4 protein-coding genes are annotated in these 3,559 nt (G+C 66.2%); all 4 read left to right on the top strand.

Going from position 1 to position 3,559, the window contains the following annotated elements; all coding sequences use genetic code 11:
• The coding region (locus EN994_RS22790; RefSeq protein WP_164746090.1) for an ABC transporter permease at positions 1–741 on the top strand (741 nt) is incomplete at its 5' end.
• Positions 742–763: 22 nt separating this feature from the next.
• Positions 764–1,609 (top strand): ABC transporter permease, encoded by an 846-nt coding sequence (locus EN994_RS22795; RefSeq protein ID WP_082826413.1) that lies wholly within the window; start codon positions 764–766, stop codon positions 1,607–1,609.
• Positions 1,606–2,589, top strand: a complete 984-nt coding sequence (locus EN994_RS22800; RefSeq protein WP_063167553.1) for an ABC transporter ATP-binding protein — start codon at positions 1,606–1,608, stop codon at positions 2,587–2,589. The genes EN994_RS22795 and EN994_RS22800 overlap by 4 nt, the downstream gene beginning before the upstream one ends.
• On the top strand, positions 2,586–3,559 hold a 974-nt coding region (locus EN994_RS22805; RefSeq protein ID WP_013533007.1), incomplete at its 3' end, for an ABC transporter ATP-binding protein. The genes EN994_RS22800 and EN994_RS22805, both read left to right, overlap by 4 nt.

Consider the following 3,559-nt stretch of genomic DNA (forward strand, 5'->3'; position numbering starts at 1 on the left):
GGATCGGTCCTGCGCGGTGACCTGGGCACCGAGGTTCTGTCGAACCGGCCGGTGCTGGACGTGGTGATCGAGCAGCTTCCGTTCACGCTGGCGCTGGTGGTCGGCGGCATCACCTGGTCGGTGGCGCTTGGCATCCCGCTTGGCTGTATCGCCGCGGTGCGCCGAGGCGGCTTTGTCGATCAGGTGATCGGGGTTCTTTCGGTGGCGATGATCGCGGTGCCGTCCTTCGTCGTCGCCATCTATTCGCTGCTGGTGTTCGCGGTCGCACTGCAATGGCTGCCGGCGATCGGCGCCGGCGAACCGGGCGACCTCGCCAGCCGGCTCCAGCACCTCATCCTGCCGTCGCTGGCGGTCGGGCTTGGCTGGATCGGCTACATCTCGCGCATGGTGCGCGCCTCGATGCTGGAGACGCTGGAGGCCAGCCATATCCGCACGGCGCGCGCCTTCGGCCTGACAGAGCACCGGATCGTCTACACCTACGCGCTGCGCATTGCCGTGCTGCCCACGATCACCCTGCTCGGCGTCGGCATCGGCCACATGCTGTCGTCTTCCGTTTTCGCCGAAATCGTCTTCGCCCGCCCCGGCATCGGCAAGCTGGTCTATGAGGCGATCTCGGTGCGCAACTACCCCATCGTCTCCGGAGCCGTGCTGGTCACCACGGTCTTCTTCGTCCTCGTCAACGTAGCGGCCGACATTCTGGTCGGTATCTTGGATCCCCGTGTCAGATCAAGTTTCAACTGAGCTGTCTTCCGGCGGCAGCCGGTTGTCCGGATTGTGGCGCACCGTGCGCGGCATCATGCGCGAGCCGCTCGGCGCCGTCGGCCTGACGCTGGTGACGCTGGTGGTGCTGTCGGCGGTGTTTGCCAGCGCGCTGACCAGCTATGCGCCGAGCAAGATATCGCCGGCCGAACGCTTCGCTTCGCCGAGCCTGCTGCATCTGCTCGGCACCGACCACCTCGGCCGTGATCTTCTGACCCGGGTGCTCTATGGCGGGCGCGTCGCGCTCTTGATCGCGCTGGGCGCGACAGCGGTGTCGCTGGTCGTCGGCGTGGTGCTCGGGCTGATCGCCGGCTATGGGCCGCGCTGGCTCGACAATGTGCTGCTGCTGATCTTCGACGCCGTGAAGAGCTTTCCCACCGTCATGCTGGCGCTGACGCTGGTCACCCTGTTCGGCCCCTCGCTCTATGCGGTGGTGCTGGTGGTGATGCTGGTCAATGTGCCGGGCTATGCCCGCATCATCAGGACGCAGACGCTGGTGCTGAAGTCGGCCGAACATGTCATGGCGGCGCGCTCGATGGGCGCCAGTGCCGGCCGTATCCTGCGCGTCCATATCCTGCCCAACATCATCGGCCCGATCCTGATCCTGATATCGATGGACATTCCCGTGGTGGTGGCGATCGAGGCCGGCATGAGCTTCCTCGGGCTCGGCGTGCGGCCGCCAACGCCGAGCTGGGGCGCGATCCTCAATGACGGCTTTGCCAACATCCGCGATTCCTACTGGATCGTGATTGCCGGCGGCCTGCCCATCGTGCTGACCACACTCGGCTTCACCTTCTTCGGCGAGACGCTGCGCGACCTCTTCGATCCCCGGCTGAAGGGGCGGTCATGACGGTTCTCGCGATCAAGGATCTGAGCGTCGCCTTCCACACCGAGAGTGGGCGACTGGAGGCGCTGAAGCAGGTGAGTTTTTCCGTGCCGGCCAACCGCAGCGTTGGCGTGGTCGGCGAATCCGGCTGCGGGAAGTCGACGCTCATCAACGCCATTCTCGGCCTGCTCGCCGACAATGGCGAGATATTATCGGGCGACATCATCTTCGAGGGCGACAAGAACCTTGCCCGGCTCGACCCCACCGCGATGCGCGGCCTGCGCGGGCAAAGGATCGCCACCGTTTTCCAGGACCCGATGGGTGCGCTCAACCCGGTGCTGTCGGTGGGGCGGCAGATGCGCGACATCCAGTATCGCTCGGGTCTGTCGAAGCGGGACAAGGATGCGCGCTCGGTCGCCATGCTGCGCAAGGTTCGCATTCCCGATCCGGAAAGCCGGCTGACGCAGTTTCCGCACGAATTCTCCGGCGGCATGAAGCAGCGCATCGCCATCGCCATGGCGCTGATGATGGAGCCAGCGCTGCTGATCGCCGACGAGCCGACCACGGCGCTCGATGCGACGCTGGAGGTGGCCACCATCGAACTGCTCAAGGATCTGCAGCGCGACATCGGCTGCTCGGTGCTGTTCATCTCGCATCATCTGGGCGTGATCGCCGAACTCTGCGACGAGATGATCGTGATGTATGCCGGCGAGGTGGTGGAAAGCGGCACGACCCGCGAGATCTTCCACGACGCCCGCCATCCCTACACGCAGAAGCTGCTGGCCTGCGATCCCGCCCGGCTGTCGCAGCGTGTGCCCCGGCTGCCGACGATTGCCGGGACCTTGCCGGACCTGCGCCGCCGACCAAGCGGCTGCGTCTTCCAGCCGCGCTGCGATCGCGCCGACGCCCAATGCCTGACGACGCCTCCCAACGCCCCTGTCGGCGGATCTCATATCGCCCATTGCTGGCACGCGGACGTTCCACTGGGGGCCATGAGCGCATGAACGAAGACCTGCTCCGTGTCAGCGACCTGCGCGTCTCGTTTCGGGTTGGCGGCCTGTCCGCCAGGCTCGCGGGGCGGGCCACCGAAATCGAAGCGGTCTCCGGCGTCAGCTTCACGCTTCAACGAGGCAGCACCTTCGCGCTGGTCGGCGAATCCGGCTCGGGCAAGACGACGCTGGCGCGCACCCTCAACGGTCTTCAGCCGGTGAAAGCAGGCACGATCGTGTTCGAAGGACAGGAACTGCAAGGCCTGTCCAACGCCGCGATGAAACCGGTGCGGCGGCGCATGCCGATGATGTTCCAGGATCCGGTCGGATCGCTGTCGCCGCGGCTCAGCGTGCGCTCGCTGCTGTCGGAGCCTTTCGTCATCCACGGTTTGTCGGATCGCGATCTCAACGCTGAAGTCACACGGCTTCTTGCGCTGGTCGGTCTGCCGCGCGATTTCGCCGACCGCTACCCGCACCAGCTATCCGGCGGCCAGGCGCGCCGCGTCGGCGTTGCGCGGGCGATCGCGCTGGACCCGGTGCTGGTCGTCGCCGACGAGCCGACCGCCGGCCTCGACGTCTCCGTGCAGGGAGAGGTGCTGAACCTGCTCAACGACCTGCGCGACCGCATGGGCCTGTCGATGCTGATCATCACCCACAATCTGCATGTCGTGCGCCAGATCGCCGACCGCATGGCGGTGATGTATCTCGGACGCTTCGTCGAGCAGGGCGAAACCGAAGCGATCTTCCGTGCCCCGCATCATCCCTATACGGCGGCCCTTCTGTCCGCCAACCCCGAGCCCGATCCAGATCGGGTGCACCAGCGCATCACGCTGCCGGCTGACGTTCCGTCCTTGCTGGCGCGCCCCTCAGGCTGCGAGTTTCACACACGCTGCCCGCAGGCCGAGGGCCGTTGCGCGCTGGATGTCCCCGTCCCGGCCTCGGTCGGCGACAGCCGTCTAACCTGCCATTTCCCGCTGAACACATA

The organism is Mesorhizobium sp. M7A.F.Ca.CA.002.09.1.1 (assembly GCF_003998555.1).
In the GTDB taxonomy this organism is placed as follows: domain Bacteria; phylum Pseudomonadota; class Alphaproteobacteria; order Rhizobiales; family Rhizobiaceae; genus Mesorhizobium; species Mesorhizobium ciceri.